10 protein-coding genes are annotated in these 15770 nt (G+C 38.5%); 3 read left to right on the forward strand and 7 right to left on the reverse strand.

Going from position 1 to position 15770, the window contains the following annotated elements:
* Window position 1: 1 nt before the first annotated feature.
* On the reverse strand, window positions 2-1033 hold the full coding sequence (locus ESZ36_RS14705) for a glucokinase (protein WP_146789246.1): 1032 nt from the start codon (window positions 1031-1033) through the stop codon (window positions 2-4).
* A 3-nt stretch (window positions 1034-1036) separates the two neighbouring features.
* Window positions 1037-3559, reverse strand: coding sequence for a glycoside hydrolase family 31 protein (locus ESZ36_RS14710; RefSeq protein WP_146789248.1), 2523 nt, complete (start codon window positions 3557-3559; stop codon window positions 1037-1039).
* A gap of 269 nt (window positions 3560-3828) precedes the next feature.
* Between ESZ36_RS14710 and ESZ36_RS14715 the strand changes: the two genes are divergently transcribed.
* The gene (locus ESZ36_RS14715) at window positions 3829-5457 is read left to right on the forward strand and encodes an alpha-glucosidase family protein (RefSeq protein ID WP_146789249.1); all 1629 of its coding nucleotides are present in this window, start codon (window positions 3829-3831) and stop codon (window positions 5455-5457) included.
* A gap of 83 nt (window positions 5458-5540) precedes the next feature.
* On the forward strand, window positions 5541-7355 hold the full coding sequence (locus ESZ36_RS14720) for an alpha-amylase family glycosyl hydrolase (RefSeq protein WP_146789251.1): 1815 nt from the start codon (window positions 5541-5543) through the stop codon (window positions 7353-7355).
* A 199-nt stretch (window positions 7356-7554) separates the two neighbouring features.
* On the opposite strand, the gene ESZ36_RS14725 is transcribed toward ESZ36_RS14720, so the two are convergent.
* The 5 genes from ESZ36_RS14725 to ESZ36_RS14745 all read right to left on the reverse strand — a co-directional run bounded on the left by ESZ36_RS14725 (window position 7555) and on the right by ESZ36_RS14745 (window position 14538).
* On the reverse strand, window positions 7555-9723 hold the full coding sequence (locus ESZ36_RS14725) for an MFS transporter (protein ID WP_146789253.1): 2169 nt from the start codon (window positions 9721-9723) through the stop codon (window positions 7555-7557).
* A 665-nt stretch (window positions 9724-10388) separates the two neighbouring features.
* Window positions 10389-10976: a TetR/AcrR family transcriptional regulator gene (locus ESZ36_RS14730; RefSeq protein ID WP_146789255.1), complete on the reverse strand. Its 588-nt coding sequence runs from the start codon at window positions 10974-10976 to the stop codon at window positions 10389-10391.
* A gap of 149 nt (window positions 10977-11125) precedes the next feature.
* Window positions 11126-12553: a coniferyl aldehyde dehydrogenase gene (locus tag ESZ36_RS14735; RefSeq protein WP_146789257.1), complete on the reverse strand. Its 1428-nt coding sequence runs from the start codon at window positions 12551-12553 to the stop codon at window positions 11126-11128.
* 423 nt (window positions 12554-12976) lie between these two features.
* The gene (locus tag ESZ36_RS14740) at window positions 12977-13432 is read right to left on the reverse strand and encodes a methyltransferase (RefSeq protein WP_146789259.1); all 456 of its coding nucleotides are present in this window, start codon (window positions 13430-13432) and stop codon (window positions 12977-12979) included.
* A gap of 206 nt (window positions 13433-13638) precedes the next feature.
* Window positions 13639-14538 carry a LysR family transcriptional regulator gene (locus ESZ36_RS14745; RefSeq protein ID WP_146789260.1) on the reverse strand — a complete coding sequence of 300 codons (900 nt, stop codon included), beginning with the start codon at window positions 14536-14538 and terminating at the stop codon, window positions 13639-13641.
* A 195-nt stretch (window positions 14539-14733) separates the two neighbouring features.
* Between ESZ36_RS14745 and ESZ36_RS14750 the strand changes: the two genes are divergently transcribed.
* Window positions 14734-15711 carry a zinc-dependent alcohol dehydrogenase family protein gene (locus tag ESZ36_RS14750; RefSeq protein WP_146789262.1) on the forward strand — a complete coding sequence of 326 codons (978 nt, stop codon included), beginning with the start codon at window positions 14734-14736 and terminating at the stop codon, window positions 15709-15711.
* The last annotated feature ends 59 nt before the right edge of the window (window positions 15712-15770 follow it).

Genomic DNA, 15770 nt, shown 5'->3' on the forward strand with positions numbered 1-15770 from the left:
TCTACCTTTGTAAAACAAAAGCTGCGGCGCCAAGTAAGCCTGGTTGCTCTTCAGTTATCACGTAGGTAGGAGCTTGTTCTGTGATACATGAAAGTCGTCCTTTGGTTTCAAAGCGCGATCTAAAGTTACTCATCTTTAAGTAGTCTACAAAACGCGGCACTATGCCACCAGCAATATAAACACCTCCTTGGCTATTCATTATTAGGGCAAGGTTGCCTGCGAAACTACCTAGAACATCACAAAACAGTGTTAGGGTTTGCTGACAAATATCACAAGTGGCGTTAAGTGCATTTGTAGTAATATCTTTAGCGGTAAGCTTATCTTCAATCGTGGTGATCTCTTTGCCATGATTGATAAATAATAGTGCTTGATAGATTTGCTCTAAGCCATAACCTGACAATAACTGCTCGTATGAAACACGCTTTTTTATGCCTTGGATAAAGTTCATCACTTGTTGCTCTATTTCATTAACCGGAGCAAAATCAATATGTCCGCCTTCACCACTAATACAATGCCACTGCTCATTGCCTGAAATAGTTAATGGTATTAAGTTAGCAACGCCTAACCCCGTGCCAGGACCACAGACAGAAATGGGTTTACCTGCAATACTATCGCCGCCACCTATTTTTACTTTCTGTTGTTCAGATAGCAGTGGAATGGCCATGGCTATTGCGGTGTAATCATTAATAAAATGTAATGAATTTAAACTTAATACCTGCTTGAGTTCTTTTTGAGAGAACTGCCAAGGTAAATTAGTCATGCTAATTAAGTCTTTATCTACTGGACAAGCGATAGCGAAACAAGCGTTAATGACCAAGTTATTCAGTTCTTTAACATCAATATAATGCGCAACCACATCAGCTAAGCTAGAAAACTCTTTGCACTGATAGGTTTCAATATTATTAATATCAATGTCACCAGTATCCGTACCTGACTTTGAAGTTGCTTGAGCTAAACGGATATTGGTACCGCCAATATCTGCAATCAGATTGATATTGGTATGATCTTTGGTGTGAGTTAAATTTGTATTCATGACTTATTGTATCGTTAAGGTTATAGGTTGATGTTGCCAAGTAAAAGTGACTGTTAAGGTGTTATTCTTATCTTGCCAAATGCCATCGTTTATCACTTTATTGTTCAGTCTGATGTTATTTGGGGCTTGTGTAATATTATGAATAACAACAGTCATGTTGCGTGCTTTAGGCATGCCGTTATAACCTTTTCCTTTGCGATTAATATTTATGCTCAAGTGTTGTTGCTGTTGTTTAGCTGAAAATTGTAGCAATTCAAATAAGCCCTTCTCTATAGCTTGATACGTTTTGCCATCATCTTCATACATTTCATAGTCAGCGGTTGAGACTGAATTATCGGCATAATAATGTAAGGTTAATTTACTGGCGTCATAATCCTGTGTTGATTGAATGTCATCAATCATGGGAATAAATGCACCTGCGCGCACTAGCACCGGCAGTTTCTCTAAACTTGTTGGTAAATTGATAGTTTGATTGCCTTGGTACTTTTTACTTGGCTCATTCTTATTAGTAAAATAATCAAACCAAACCCCAGCAGGTAAGTCTACTGCGACAGAGCTGACATCAGCTGAAACAACAGGTGTTACTAGAAAAGCATCGCCCCACAGGTAACTACTAGCGTTATCAAATATCGTCAAGTCATCTTTATTTTCAAGCCCATGTTCAAATTTTTCTTCAAAAAAGAGTGGACGCATTAATGGCATACCAGTAGTACTGTTTTGATAAGCTAAGGTGTAGTTGTATGGCAGCAGTTTATACCTGAGCTTGATGTATTCTCGTAAAATATCTTGGGTACGTTTGTCATGAAATACGGCTTCTGGTGCTATGTTATCTTGGCCATGAGGACGATAAATTGGCTGAAAAATCCCATATTGTAACCAGCGAATATACATTTCTTGATCAAATTTCTCGCCACCGGCAAAACCACCTAAATCAGAGTGAGTATAAGCCATGCCTAATAAACTCATTTGTAAACTCAACTCAACTTGCGGTTTTAAGCCTCCCCAAGAACGACTAACATCACCGGTCCACGGGATCATGCCATAACGCTGTGAGCCAGCAAAACCTGAACGCATTAAAATAAACGGTCGCTGATCAGGGCTCATCTTGAGTTGATTCTCAAAAACCATTTTTGCCCATTGATGACCATAGACATTATGAATGGCATCAGCATTAACGACACTGCCATCGCTAAGGGTATGTAATGTATCGCTGGGGTGAACTTCAGGCTCACCTAAATCACCCCACCAACCAGTGACACCTTGCTGATAAAGTGTTTGGTAAATATTGTTAAACCACTGCTGACCTTTGTCATTAAAGACATCAACTAAACCGGTATTACCAAAATAAAAATCGAACTGTTTAGCCTTACCTTGCGCATCTTTAGCTAATGCCTGATTTTCAACAGCATCTTGCCACTTACCCGATGTACTCAGTATAAAAGGCTCAGTGATCAAAATAGTGTTTACGCCTTTCTCTTTAATATCTTTTATCATTTTTTCAGGTTCAGGGAAGGCGTCTTTATCCCAAGCTAAGTTACCCATATGGCCTTTAATATCTTTACCGAACCAGTATAAATCTAAGATTAAGGCATCAAGGGGGAAATCTAAATCGATAAATTTGTTTACCGTGTCGCGTACTTCTTTTTCATTACGATAGCCAAAACGTGAAGCATAATTACCTAAAGACCAACGCGGTGGTAGAGGTTGTTTGCCAGTAACATCAACATAGTTATTGAGCAGTTTAGGGTAAGTATCAGCAGCAAAAACAATATAAGCCATGCGACCTGCAACAGCAGAAAACTCAAGGGTATTCTTTTCTGCTTTCGCTAAATCCATATAACCTTTGGCGGAGTTATCAAATAGCACAATATATTTATTACTCGACATTACAGCGGGTATAGAGAAATTCATCTGCTCTGATTGTGTGGTATAGCCGTAATGTGCTCGATTATATAAAGGGAAACTATGGCCGCGTCTATCCATGCCCAATACACGTTCACCCCCACCAAGTAGTTTTTCCGTGTCATTTAAGTGAAAGCGAAAGCCCTGAACTTCTATCTTTTTACTGTCTTCAATAACAGTATCGCTGAAAAAACCTTGTTGCTCGGCGATAAGTAATGTGTTTTCTTGTTTTTCGTTTTTCTGGTAATAACTAATAGAAAAAGGCGTTTTGTTGATAACCGCACTCAGCTTGTTCAAGGTTAAGGTCAGCTGCTTTGTATCTTCCTTTATAACAAACTTACTGTGTAGTGCTTTTTCTTTGATGGCGAAAGAGGGTAATTGGCTAGCTGGTAGCTTTTCCTCAAAGTTTTGATAATGTGCTGCTATTGCACCTTCACCATAAGCGCTCAATATTACTTCTACTGAGTTAGTTGTGATAACAACGGTATTACCCTCTAATTTATGGTTTAGATAATTACCCGTACTTGCCAATAATGGCGTTGATATAACCAAGCAAGTTAATAAGGCAGTGAGTAAACAAGTTAATGAATTAATGGTGAAGTATTTCAATGTGAATAAACGCAAAACAATACCCTTAAAGTTGAGAGGAATACGAGAGTGTTAACGATAATACCCTTAGTCTAAGGTACGCAGCATCTTGAATACGTATGCAAGCTTGTATAAGTATTACATACGTATGCAATTTAAGGGATTTGTTATACATACGTATGCAAAGCCTTTCAGCTAACTTTTTATTTGCGTATTCTTATTTGAAAGAATTATTAAATGCTTGAACAACGACTGTTGATAATAACTATTACCAGTTGAACAAACATCAGTGTTGGGGTTTTCAAATGAATGAACAAATGTGGTGGCGTGGCGCGGTAATTTATCAAATTTATCCACGTAGCTTCTATGATGCTAATCAGGACGGTATTGGCGATTTGCCAGTAATCATTAGCAAGTTAGACTATATTGCTAGTTTAGGGGTTGATGCTATTTGGATCTCTCCTTTTTTCAAATCCCCAATGAAAGACTTTGGTTATGATATTAGCGACTATCGTGAAATCGACCCTATTTTTGGTACGCTGGCCGACTTTGATGAACTGGTCAATAAAGCACACGCCCTTGATATTAAAATTATGATTGATCAGGTGCTTAGTCATACGTCAGATCAGCATCAATGGTTTATTGATTCACGTGAAGATCAAACTAACGATAAAGCTGACTGGTACGTATGGAGTGATGCTAAAGAAGATGGCACAGCACCTAATAACTGGCTATCTATATTTGGTGGTTCAGGCTGGACTTGGGATCCTAGACGTCAACAATATTACCTACATAACTTCCTAACAAGTCAACCAGACTTAAATTTCCACAATCCAGATGTACGCCAATCGGTGTTAGACAATATTGAATTTTGGCTTAAACGTGGTGTTGATGGTTTCCGTCTTGATGCGATTAATTTTTGCTATCATGATGCTCAATTACGCGATAATCCAGCTAAGCCTAAAGAGTTAAGAACAAGCATTGGCTTTGATGAGAAAAATCCATACGCCTATCAATATCATTACTTTAATAATACCCAAGATGAAAATCTTGGCTTCATGGAAGATATTCGTAGCCTACTTGATCAGTACCCAGGTAGTGTCGCTTTAGGTGAAATATCTTCAGAAGACTCGTTAAAAACTATGGCGGAATACACCCAAGGCGATCACCGTTTGCACATGGGTTATAGCTTTGATTTGTTAACAGATAACTTCAGTGCAAGTTATATTAAACAAGTCGTGCAAACACTTGAATCACGTGTATCAGATGGCTGGCCATGTTGGTCTATTTCAAACCATGACGTAGAGCGTGTTGTTAGCAGGTGGGGCGGCTTTAATAGTAAAGATTTTGCTAAAATGCTCTTTGCGATGATTTCCTCATTACGTGGCAGTGTTTGTAGTTATCAAGGCGAAGAGTTAGGTTTAACTGAGGCTGATATTGCCTTTGAAGATATTCAAGACCCTTATGGCATAACTTTTTGGCCGCAATTTAAAGGCCGAGATGGTTGCAGAACACCACATCCTTGGCAGCATGATTCAATTAATGCCGGCTTTAGTGAAGGCAAACCGTGGTTACCGGTATCAAGTGAGCACTTTGCTAAATCAGTAGATGTACAAGATGAAGCGAGTGATTCAGTGCTAAATAGCTACCGTCACTTTAACCGCTGGCGCAAAGAACAACCGGCATTACGTTACGGTGATATTAACTTTATTGATACCGCTGAACCCCTATTAGCTTTTGTTCGTCAATACGAAGGTGAACAGTTATTAGTATGTTTTAACTTCAGTGAACAGAGCCAAACAGTGGCTTTATCTTCACTCACTCAACACAGTGATAGCCTCACTGCGTTATCAGGTCATAAGTTAGTAAACGCAACAATTACTGATGGTGAATTACAATTACCACCATTTGGCTGCTTTTATAGCAAGCTTTAATACTTCCCTTGTGAGGTAGGTTAATTAAGTAAAGGCAGCAGTATAAGTAACGTAATTACGGTCAACACATTAAGAGAATTTCTATGAATTTTATCAGTAAATGTTCGGTATTAGCAGCTATAAGCTTGGCGTGTATAACATCTCAAGTAAGCCAAGCAGCAGAAGTAGCGTTAACAGAAAAGTTAACTGCTAAGGCCGCAGCGTTAGCACCTTATCAACAACGTGATTTTCAAGAAGAGGTCTTTTACTTTGTTTTACCTGACCGTTTTTATAATGCTGATACTAGCAATGATTTAGGCGCTGCTGCGAATGATAAAAAGCGTGCTGTGTCTCGCGGTGGTTTAGATATAACGCATAAAGGCATGTATCATGGTGGCGACTTAGCGGGCCTTACGGAAAAATTACCTTACCTTGATAATATGGGCGTGAGTGCCATTTGGCTAACGCCGATACTGCGTAATCGCGCTATGCAAGCGGGAACCTCGGGGTATCATGGTTATTGGATTTTAGACTTTACTGAAATTGACCCGCATCTGGGCAGTAACGCTGAGCTAAAAAACTTTATAGACCAAGCACACAAACGTAATATAAAAGTATTTTTTGATATTATTACTAATCATACAGCTGATGTAATAAAGACCAAAGAATGCCACGGTGAAGACGGTTTAGGTTGGATAGTTGATGTAACTAAAGGCAATGACTGCCCATTTATTTCAATGGCGCAACTTGCTCAAGGTAAACATTACAGCCCATTAATTCCTAAAGGTGATGAAACACTAAAATATCCGGCATGGCTAAATGATGTCGATGTTTATCACAACCAAGGTGATTCGTTTTGGCGAGGAGAGAGCTCTGTACGTGGTGACTTTGCTGGCCTTGATGACTTATATACTCAAAAAGCCAGTGTTGTTAATGGCATGATTGATATTTACCAAAAAATCATTGATGAATTTAAGCCTGACGGCTTTCGAATTGATACCGTTAAACATGTCAATATAGAGTTTTGGCAGCAATTCTCACCAGCCTTAATGCAACACGCTAAGACACAAGGTATTGATAACTTTTTCATGTTTGGTGAGGTTTATAGTTTTGAACCTGAATTATTGAGTCGCTTTACCACTGAAGCTAAAATCCCTTCAGTATTAGACTTTGCTTTTCAAGGTGCGATGACCAAAGCCTTGGTTGAACAGCAGGGTACTGATGTATTAGCCCAATTATTCGCTAAAGACCATTTTTATAATACTGAGCATAAATATATTCGCAACAGCAATGCTAATCAATTAGTTAATTTTACCGGTAATCATGACATGGGCCGTTTTGCTTATGCACTTAAACAAAGCCCTCATAACTATAATGAAGAAGCGCAAATACAACGTAATTTACTGGCACATTCGATGATGTTCTTTAGTCGGGGTGTACCGGTTGTTTATTATGGTGACGAGCAAGGATTTGTAGGTGATGGTGGTGATCAAGCATCACGCCAAGATATGATGCCTTCTTTCGTTGCCAGTTATAATGATGATGATTTACTGGCTACAAGTAAAAGCACAGCCGACGATAATTTTGATACCAACCATCTTTTTTATCAAAGCTTTGCTAAGTACGCGCAGTTATATCAGCAATACCCAGCGTTACGCTTTGGTGAGCAGGCGGCGGTATATTCTCAAAATGAAGCCGGTATTTTCGCCATTACCCGTAAAATGAAAGCGACGAATAAAACCAAGGCACAAAATTTATTGGTGGTATTCAACACCGCGATAAATGCGCAAAGCTTGAATGTAGTGACAGAGCAAACTGCTTTTAAGCAAACAGACATTAAATTGCTTTATCGGTCAGTGAAATCTGGAAATGCTGAGGAAATAGCCCCGCTGAGCTTTGCTATTTATCAATTGAAATAGATTAATCGCTATAGCTAAGTGGATTTAGCTGCAATGTAGTGATGCAAATCTTCCTATTCCTATTACTACCAAGAGTAATAGGAATGTTTTATTCTGCTACTGCTTTTGAATACATCACTAGCTCAATCTGTCCAAAGCTATTACTGTGAAAAGTCGTTCGTGCAAGGTAATTAAAGCCAACTTCTACAATAGATTAGCTTTAACTGCTTTGTTCAATATCATCAGACTGTGTCTGTATAGCTTCTTGTAATTGCTGCTCTACAATACTTTGTAATGGCTTATCATCAATAGAAGTGGTTAACTCGCTGTCTTCAATATCATCGGAATCTTGTAATATTTCGAGCATATCTGATGCAACTTCGGGAAAAGAATCAACGAATGTACTGGCAACATCGACAGCATGTTCAGGAATATTGTCAACCATGTGATTAATATAGTTATTTGCGGCATGTTCGATATTTTCTAACGCATCTTCTGAGAAAATTTGCTCACTTTCATTTTCACTTTCATTTTCACTATCGATTAAGTTCTGAACATAGGCTTCGGCAACATCATTTGACGATTCAGGTAGTGATTCCGATACCGTAAAGGCAAGTTCTGCCGACTGTTCAGGAGAAACATCCGTTAAACGATTATAAAGCTCTGTTGCCGTATTTTCTGAGGCCGCCGCGACTCTATCGACTGGACGCATTGCATCTAAAGAATCCGATAGATTTGTCATATATTCTTCGGTCATTTCTAGCAGTTCACTAGGGTATTCTTCGGCCATATTTTCAGCGGCTAATTCCATTAAATCAATACCGTTATCAGGCATTGCATTAGCAATTGCGACAACAATGTTAGTAAATTGATCGGGATACTCAGAGGTGATCCAATCAACAAGTTGATCCGCTTGCTCAGGAGAGGCATTGGTTAATGCTTCAGCAATGTGAATACTCATTTGTGGGGCTGCTGACGTTATCGCAGCATATAATTTACCAATATCTATCGCCTCTATGGTACTCAATGCAGCGGCTAAGTTTGACGCATTGTTTGGATCTCTTTGCACCAGAGCTTTAACCATATTAACCGCAGCCGATGGATTTTTATTAGCCAAGCTAATCGCAACTTCTACTTCCGCAGTTGATTCAAATTGCGCTTCTGCATATTGTGTACGAGGATCCAGTTCTGATACTACGCCACTGGGGGTTTGCATAATAAAACCTTCTTGCTCATCAAGCGGTAAAGCTTGCTGTAGTTTCATACGAATACCGATAAAAAGTAATAGGGTTAATGCGACTACATTCATAAAGCTAAACAGCGCGCTGCTACCGAAGGAGTTCATCACTACAGAAGCAAGATAAGGGCCTAAAATACTGCCCAATGCGTAGATCAATAATAGCGAACTCATTGCTGCCAAAATTTGTTCTTTTAAGACGGTATCAAATGTTTCAGACATACTCATTGGGTAAAGACAGGCAACCAAGCCAGTGATTAGCGCAATAGCAAATAAGGTTAGTTTGAACATATCTTCGGACATAAGTAATGGCACAGATAAGCAAAGTACAATGAGTGTTGCTACCATAAATAGCATGACTTTTCGTCGGTCAAAGTTATCGGATAAATAGGCAATAGGAAACTGTAAAATAATTGCGCCAGAGATTGCTGATCCCATGAATATGGATAAATCTAAATCTGTAATACCGTTTTTACTGGCAAAAATAGGTAACATATTCATTAAACCAGCATACAAAATTCCACAATAAAAACTACTTACCACACCCAAAGGAGACAGTTTGAACACAGTCATTAAAGACATTGATGGGCTATCTTCAATTTGTGGACCTTTTTGTCTGCTAATAACGATAGGTGTAATGGACAAACTAAATAAAATGCCGCAGATAACAAATAGGGTAATATCATCAATTGGCGCGACATTTAATAAAAATTGACCAGAAAATAAGGCTGTCATTATCATCATCTGATTAATGGATAGTATGCGCCCTCTATTTTTTTCAGTGGCGCTATGACTTAACCAACTATCAAGTGTGGCATTGGTACAAGCAATACAAAAACCGGTTACTATCCTCATACCCGCGAGTATTAAAGGCTCGGGATAAAGGCCCGACAGTAAAATAGCCACAGAAGTTAAACTACCGCACATGGCAAATATTCTTATATGACCAACACGCTGTAATAAGATACGGCTATAATATGCACCCAGCAAAAAACCCACAGACAACATAGATAACACTAAGCCCATATTATCCAGGCTCACCCCATCGCTCTGCATACGCACCGGTAGCAAAATGTTGCTTAATCCATAACCTAACATTAACAAAAAGCCACTTGTTAGTAATAGGATAAAAGGTTTGAGGGTCGTTATCACACGCAGTTCTCTACTCTATATTTGTTGGATAATTTCTCCGGTATTTACATGAATAGCATTTTATGAAAATGGTTTCACTCATCACCCAGGCAGAAACTATTGATACTACTTAAAAGTAGCTGATAATGTCGCAGCATAACAACAGAATGTTATTGATTATAGTAAAAATATTGAAAATAGTGATACACAAGCTTGGTAGTCGTTTTTAACTGAGTTTTAGTCGTTATTTTGGGGATAGAATCTGTGAAACTTGGAGAATTGCAGGTTATACCCGTTCCACTTGAAGATGCTTGATTCAGCTGGAATTAGAAACGCCTTTAGGCAAGGCATTGATTGAAGGGAATAGTTATTCTATTGTCGAAATCAATAACGCAGCATAAAGCGTTTCTAAACCAGCCCCTTGGGGAAGGCTGGGCAAATCATACTCTGCGTTACATTTCTTTTTAAGGGAATAACCCTTAATAAAAAAATGTGTCTTGATTATGAATCGCTCAGACTTCCTGAAACGAGTATCTTCAAGTGGAGCGGGTATATAATGTGTTTAGTCTAATGGATGTATTTTAAATTATGTCCTAATTATGGGTATTCTATGACACTTGCCGTGTTTTTATCATAAGTCGAAGTAAATCACGGTTACGTCTGAATCAATAGTTAGCAGTACTCATTTAATTAGTGAATGATTTCCAAAACAGATTAAATGCCGCCTCGCTATATTTAGTATCTTGTGCGAGTTCGGTGTTGTTAATAAAAAACTGACTACTGGTTAGGAATTGACCATGAGCACTTTCTAACATTAGCTCTATCGGATAATCAGCGATAAGTTGATGTTGTTGACCAAAGAGCATTATTTCTTTTAAAAAACCAAATTCATCAGCAAATATTTGAGCTTTAGTATTGGCCGAAAGCGGTTGGTATTGCATCACAAGTAAGCAAAATTGCTGTTGGTCAGCATTAGCTAAAGCCCAATCAATTGCTTGTTGCCAAATCACTTTAGCTTGTTGTTCTAATTGAGTTACATCGAGTTCGAATGGCGCTATTTGCAATGCAAATTCTTGTTTTATATTTTTATAAAGTTCGAGAACTAAGGCATCTTTTGAAGGGAAATGATGAAAAAGGGTGCCAGTGGCAACACCCGCTTTTTTGGCAATAGATGCGGTGGATGTAGCATAAATGCCTTGATTCACAAACAAGGCTAACGCGGCATCTAAGAGTTGCTGCTTTTTATTTTTAGGCTGGCTTGAATTTACAGGCATATATGCGTTTACTCTTTCTAAAGGTTTGAGACGTTTATTTGTGAATTGAAAAATAATTCTATATTGGCACTATTTTACTATGAAATAGTGCCGTTATAATACGCTAAAACGACACTATTATCGTATCACTTAACGTTAATACTATTCTATTATCTTAAGAAAAACTTCAACATTAACCTTTGTATTAAACCTCCGTAGGGAGGGTGCACTAATTTTCCGATATTTAACTTACCTCGAGACAGAACTGTTTTTGCTTTGGAAAAAGTTAAAAAACCTTCCTTGCCATGATATTGGCCCATACCAGAGTCTCCAATACCTCCAAAAGGGGCATCATCGGCAGCTACATGAAAGATTGTTTCATTAATACAAACACCACCAGAGTGAGTTTGACTCAACAAATGTTGCTGGGTATCTGTATCAAAACTCATAATATAAAGCGCTAAAGGCCGAGCGCGCTGATTAATATAATCAATTGTTTCTGAAATATCTTCATAGCTAATGATTGGGAGGATTGGGCCAAAAATCTCTTGTTGCATTATTAGCATGTCATCGGTGGTTTCAGTGACTAATTGCGTAGCAAGCTCACGAGAATTTCTTTCAATTTCTTGCCCATTAGCAGGCACGACCTTCGCACCTTTGCTAACTGCGTCATCTAACCAAGAAAGTAATCTATTATGCTGAGTTGAGTTTATTATATGGGCATAATCTGTACTTTGGTTTTTATCGCCATACATAGCTTGAAATTGTTTTTGATAACTACTGATAAAGGCTTCGACCTTATCTTTAGGGCAAAGTATATAATCGGGTGCCACGCATATTTGTCCGGCATTTAAACACTTGCCAAAGATTAAGCGCTCAACGGCAGTATCTATCGGCATGTCTGGAGCAATAATAACCGGAGACTTTCCACCCAACTCCAAAGTGACAGGGGTAAGATTGTCAGCTGCCGCTCGCATTACATGACGACCAACCGTAGTGGAGCCGGTAAAAATTAAGTGGTCAAAGGGTAAGCCAGAAAACTCTGCTGCGATGTTGGCTTCACCTTCAATACAGGCAACGGTATCTTGTTCAAAAATACTGCTTAACATTTTCTTAATAACTTGGTTGGTACTCGGGGTAAATTCTGACAATTTAATCATTGCTCTGTTGCCAGCTGCTAATGCTGTGATTAACGGACCAATAGATAACATCACAGGAAAGTTCCACGGCACCATAATACCTACTACGCCTAAAGGTTGATAATGCACTTCAACTTTAGCTGGCGCTAATAATAGCCCTGCATGACGACGTTGTGGTTTCATCCACTTCTTAAGACGTTTAATGGTGTAATTAATATTGACGATACAAGGCATGATGTCGGCTATTAAACTATCTTGTGCGGGACGTTGTCCGTAATCTTCATTAAGTGCGTTGACCAAGTCGTCTTGAAAAGAAAGTAGGGCACTTTTTAATGCTGATAACTGTGCAATCCGCTCTTTAGCTGACGAGTTAGGAGCACTGCGGTATGCCTGTTTTTGACCAGTTAGTATGGCTGATAATTCGCGCATATCCGTATTCATTTTTTCTGACATATTCATCGGTAACTCCATTGTTCAAGTAGCTTGATATATTCACTTGTAGACCTAGTTTTTGATAGGTACAGTAAATATTAAAAAATTAGACTGACTAGTTAGTCGGTATGGCTATTTGAACTCATTCCAGCCAGTATTGCAATACATTGTTTGTTTTTTATTCACAGAGTTCATGATAGTACTTCTTAATTTATAGCTAAAGTAAGGTTCTAATGAGGTTAGCGGTGAGCATGAATCGACGAAAATTAATTATTTGTTAAAATTACGGCTAGACAAATATTTCTGAGGAAAAGTACTACTGAGTAATAGTACATCTATAAAATATGAGGTTGTTATTGAGTTTTTTTGGTCACGTTTGCTCATGTTTGGTAGGGATTGATTTTATATCATAGAGAATCTTTTCAATGCACATCCCTCATTATTACTTTATTACGTGTCTACTTTGCTAATTTGGTATAAATAAACTGGAGACTTATAAAAGTCATTAAGTTGTATTTTTTTAAAGGGTTGCCACGCTGGCAGCGCAAAATTATTACTAATAACAAAGCGAACGTCAGACTGTTCTTCTAGTAGTTTATTACTAATTTTATTCATAGCCTCAGGGAACAAATAGCACACTAATACTGATGTCTTAGAAAGATCTGCCTGATAAAAATTTTGTCGATGTAAAGTTAGGTTTTTTAAGCCCAATACTTTTTTAAGAAATGTCGACATGAGCCAAGGCAGAAAGGATAGTTCGTATCCTACTATTTGTCTTTGCGGATATTTTTTGGCGATACGGATGACAAAGTTACCCCAGCCGCTACCCAAATCAACAATATTACCTGTACCTGTTTCATCAACTAGCTGCATCATGGCAAGGTAGGCTTTATTTGAGCTTGGCATAGGCGATATCCCTAACCTTACAGTGCTATACACAATCGAGCCGGTAATAAGCACCACAATAAAAACGAAGGTAATTATCAAAAACAGTTCAGAAATTATCAAAGAAAACTCTCAAATAGGGGGTACAAGTTATGAAGAACGATACGTTAACCGTGCGGTTTTCATACACGTTACCAATAAAAGATAATACCATTTAGCAAAGGCTACTATCTTTCAGCATTTGCGATATTTTCTACTAAAAAATCTAAGAAAACCCGTGTCTTTGGTGAAATCAGATCTCGTTTTAAGTAGATGGCATAGGTGGCACTCAACTCTTCATAAGGGCTGAAAGTATATTCAGGCATGACTTGAACTAGCGAGCCATCTTCTAGTTCATTTTTGACGGCCCATAAAGGAATTAAAGCGAGTCCAGTATTATTGAGAACAAGTTGTTTTTGGCCATTAACAGAGTTAACAGAAATGGCTTTGTTAAGGGACAGTTTTGTTTTTTCATCAGTCATTAAAAACCAATCTTTCCATCGAGAATAATTGTATCGGATACATTGATGATCTTTTAAATCTTCAGGAGAGAGGGGCGTGCCATTGTTAATTAAGTAATGAGGACTTGCACATAAGAGGAAATTATTTAACGTTAGTTGCCTTGCTATCATGGTTGAATCGGGTAAGCGACCGCTTCGAATGGCTACATCTATATTCTCTTCTACAAGATCAACAACCCGCTCAGTTAGCTCTAATTCGATATCAATATTAGGGTACAGCGCAATAAAATTCGAGATCAGTGGCAGTACAACACTTTCGCCAAAGCCGACTGTCATGCTTATATTAAGCTTACCCTTTGGCACTTCTTGTAAGTCATTAACAACTCTTTTGGCTTCATCAAATTCTGAGACGATCCGTTGAGAGTATTCGTAATATTTATGCCCAGCTTCAGTTAAACCAGTATTTCTAGTGGTTTTATTTAGCAGTCGTACGCCGAGTTCTTGTTCGAGTACAGCTAGTTGCCTGGAAATTGAGGAGGGCTGCACATCAAAAATTCTACTGGTTTGGGAAATACTGCCGGTTTCGACAACACTGTTGAAATAGAGTAACCGATTCAGTGAACTCATAATGGCTGTTACATAGGACTATTTATATTGTTCTTACTTTAACTTCGCGTTGCTCAAAAGGCAAATGTGATTTGCAGCCTAGGTTATGGTTTGTCCAATTGGCAAGGTTTAAAATAGCCACATTGAAACGAACAGGCAAACTCGTAGCAACACCAACACGCACGTAACCAAATAGACAATTAAAGAGAGAAATATATGAAAGCAATGATCATCAAAGAAATCGGGTCTACTGAAGTATTCCAACTTGTTGAAAAAGCAAAACCAATAGTTAAAGCAGGCCATATGGTAGTAGAAGTAAAAGCAACCAGTGTAAATCCAATTGATACTATGCTGCGTTCAGTTGAACTGCCTTGGTCAAACAACTTACCAGAAATTCTTCACGGTGATGTTGCAGGTATTGTGAGTGAAATTGGAGAAGGTGTTACTGACTTTAACATTGGTGATGAAGTTTACGGCATGGCTGGCGGTATTAACGGCGTTGACGGTGCATTAGCTGAATTTATGTTAGTTGATGTACGATTGATGGCTAATAAGCCTAAAACGCTAACGATGAAACAGGCGGCGGCTCTACCATTAGTAGCAATTACTTCTTATGAAGCGCTTGTTGATAAAATGAATGTGCAGCAAGGTGATAATGTTTTGATTCATGGCGCTACGGGTGGCGTTGGTCATATTGCGGTTCAGTTAGCCAAAGTATTGGGTGCCAATGTTACTTCAACTTATTCTCCTGCTAATGAAGCGTTAGCAAAAGCACTGGGTGCAGACAACTTAGTTGATTATAAGACTGCGTCAGTTTCAGACTACGTAAAGGCTCACACCGGTGGTGTTGGTTTTGATAAAATATTTGATACCGTTGCAGGAGATAATATTGAAAAATCATTTGAAGCCGTTAAATTCAACGGTCATGTAGCGACTATTTTACCTATTGCGGATCCACTACAAGTTGCTCTGAAAAGTTTGTCATTCCACAGCGTTTTGGTGCTTATTCCATTATGCCATGATATTAACCATGCATCACATGGGCGTATTCTTACTGAAATTGCAACGCTGGTAGATGCTGGGAAAATCACGCCTATTATTGATGAAAGTGATTTTTCAATTTGGGACGTAGCAAAAGCTCACGATCGCCTTGCTTCAGGTAAAGCGGTAGGAAAAATCACATTGACGGTATAAAATTTGAGCTGACTGAACTGAACTGAACGAAGAGGTGCTAAGGAATCATTAGCACCTCT

Source organism: Colwellia demingiae, from assembly GCF_007954275.1.
GTDB lineage: Bacteria > Pseudomonadota > Gammaproteobacteria > Enterobacterales > Alteromonadaceae > Colwellia > Colwellia demingiae.

Coding starts and splice junctions, on each gene's coding strand:
- ESZ36_RS14740 (WP_146789259.1), bottom strand. CDS start 13,432: ATGCCAAGCTCAAATAAAGCCTACCTTGCCATGATGCAGCTAGTTGAT.
- ESZ36_RS14720 (WP_146789251.1), top strand. CDS start 5,541: ATGAATTTTATCAGTAAATGTTCGGTATTAGCAGCTATAAGCTTGGCG.
- ESZ36_RS14730 (WP_146789255.1), bottom strand. CDS start 10,976: ATGCCTGTAAATTCAAGCCAGCCTAAAAATAAAAAGCAGCAACTCTTA.
- ESZ36_RS14750 (WP_146789262.1), top strand. CDS start 14,734: ATGAAAGCAATGATCATCAAAGAAATCGGGTCTACTGAAGTATTCCAA.
- ESZ36_RS14705 (WP_146789246.1), bottom strand. CDS start 1,033: ATGAATACAAATTTAACTCACACCAAAGATCATACCAATATCAATCTG.
- ESZ36_RS14735 (WP_146789257.1), bottom strand. CDS start 12,553: ATGAATATGTCAGAAAAAATGAATACGGATATGCGCGAATTATCAGCC.
- ESZ36_RS14715 (WP_146789249.1), top strand. CDS start 3,829: ATGAATGAACAAATGTGGTGGCGTGGCGCGGTAATTTATCAAATTTAT.
- ESZ36_RS14745 (WP_146789260.1), bottom strand. CDS start 14,538: ATGAGTTCACTGAATCGGTTACTCTATTTCAACAGTGTTGTCGAAACC.